2 protein-coding genes and 1 pseudogene are annotated in these 1,655 nt (G+C 47.3%); all 3 read right to left on the bottom strand.

All coding sequences use genetic code 11. The features are described from left to right. On the bottom strand, positions 1 to 247 hold a 247-nt coding region (locus ACRC27_RS08910), incomplete at its 3' end, for a hypothetical protein (RefSeq protein WP_438639720.1). 329 nt (positions 248 to 576) lie between these two features. Continuing rightward, positions 577 to 1,143, bottom strand: coding sequence for a beta/gamma crystallin-related protein (locus ACRC27_RS08915; RefSeq protein WP_152147224.1), 567 nt, complete (start codon positions 1,141 to 1,143; stop codon positions 577 to 579). A 221-nt stretch (positions 1,144 to 1,364) separates the two neighbouring features. Continuing rightward, positions 1,365 to 1,655: pseudogene (locus ACRC27_RS08920) on the bottom strand (catalase-peroxidase); the annotation flags it as partial.

Below are 1,655 nucleotides of genomic sequence, written 5' to 3' on the forward strand. Positions count from 1 at the left end.
GCCGTACGTTTTTACACATTTTGCCGAACTGATTGAGATCATCAAAACCGGGTGCGATCCCCCGATCTAGCTGGTGTTGCCAGTATTGCAATTCAGTATCGACCAAATCCATCAGCTTTTTCGGACATCCGACACAGGAGTTATCCGGCCCACAGGTAAAGGTATCTTGCTGATACAAAGGGAATTCGGCTTTTACCGCATCGATGATCTGTTGCATCGCGGTGATGCGATCAGGTTTGATAGACATGCATACTCCCCAGTCATTCTCCCCATTAACAACACCCACATAAAATACGAAGGCTGTGCGTATATTTAGGTTGTTTGTCTCTGAAAATAACTGTTTTCAGAAAACGGTTGGTTTGAGAGGCTGATCGGATTCAAACGAACACTCAAATTTAGCGGTGTATTGTATCGAGCGATGCAAAATAGTCTATTTTCTGTGAGATTTGAGATATTGTCTTGATCGGTTACTTAAGATTTGTATTGTGTGCTAGTTTATTTGTTTCGTGCGAAAGATAACGTTGAACGCGAGCGACACCTAACTTGTAACTTAAAAATGCGGCCCGCACTCTGAGATCAGCGCTTTAAAATGCGGATTGAGCGAATCTTATTATCAAAATCAATCGCTTCCTGATCACCGCCCTGACGGGTGTAGTAGCCACCGGTGTAGCTGATACCCTCATAGAAACGGACAGTCCAGCCATCAGGAATACTGAAGGAAGAGAGCCGATCCGCGAAACCATAACGGGCAAGATCCGGCATATCACGGCTAATTGCCAATGATGCTCCGCGCTGGTGGCTGCCATCAAAAATCATCAACACGTTTTGTGCGTGGCCATCATCCTCGTCTAATGAGGTGGCTGTGCATACGGCATCTTTGGTTTTACAGAAAATACTGCCATTACCTTGGCCCTGTTCACAGCGTTGGCTCACCTTGTGGCGAGCGCTGCGCTCTGAGCGGCCGGCATCGGCGTACACATCACTGAATGGGGTCAGGGTGCATACATAGATGCGTTCACTGTAGGCTGGGCGTGAGGTTGGCTCATACACCGGATCTAACCCGATATTTTGATTGATGATAATCGATGCATCGGCGCAGCCTGCAACCGCGAGGAGTAAAATCCCAGATAATTGCTTGACCATAAATGACCTTGTATTACAAATGGGGCGAGAGAATTGCATAAATAGAGACGAATGACCAGTGTTTGCTGCGTGATATGCGGAAAATTGTGGTGAAAAAGAAGTAGCGAATAGGTGGGAAAACGCATTTAAAAGAGACAAAAATGCCGCGGTGTACAGGCCGTGATGTTGATGTCACTGGCCAGCACAACGCGGCGGGAGTGCCGATTTATTCGCTAAGCGTATTAAATATCAAAGCGATCGGCATTCATCACTTTGGTCCATGCGGCGACAAAGTCATGAACAAACTTCGGATGATTATCATCTTGCGCATACACTTCGGCGTAAGCCCGCAAAATGGAATTGGAGCCAAACACCAAATCCACTCGGGTAGCGGTCCAGCGCACGGCACCGGTTACGCGGTCACAAATCTGATACAGATTTTCGCCTGCCGGTTTCCATGTGTAGCTCATATCGGTCAAGTTGACGAAGAAATCGGTCGACAAGACACCAACACGATCGGTGAATACGCCATG

The organism is Plesiomonas sp., from assembly GCF_051650925.1.
In the GTDB taxonomy this organism is placed as follows: Bacteria; Pseudomonadota; Gammaproteobacteria; order Enterobacterales; family CAMTGL01; genus Plesiomonas.

Coding starts and splice junctions, on each gene's coding strand:
- ACRC27_RS08915 (WP_152147224.1), bottom strand. CDS start 1,143: ATGGTCAAGCAATTATCTGGGATTTTACTCCTCGCGGTTGCAGGCTGC.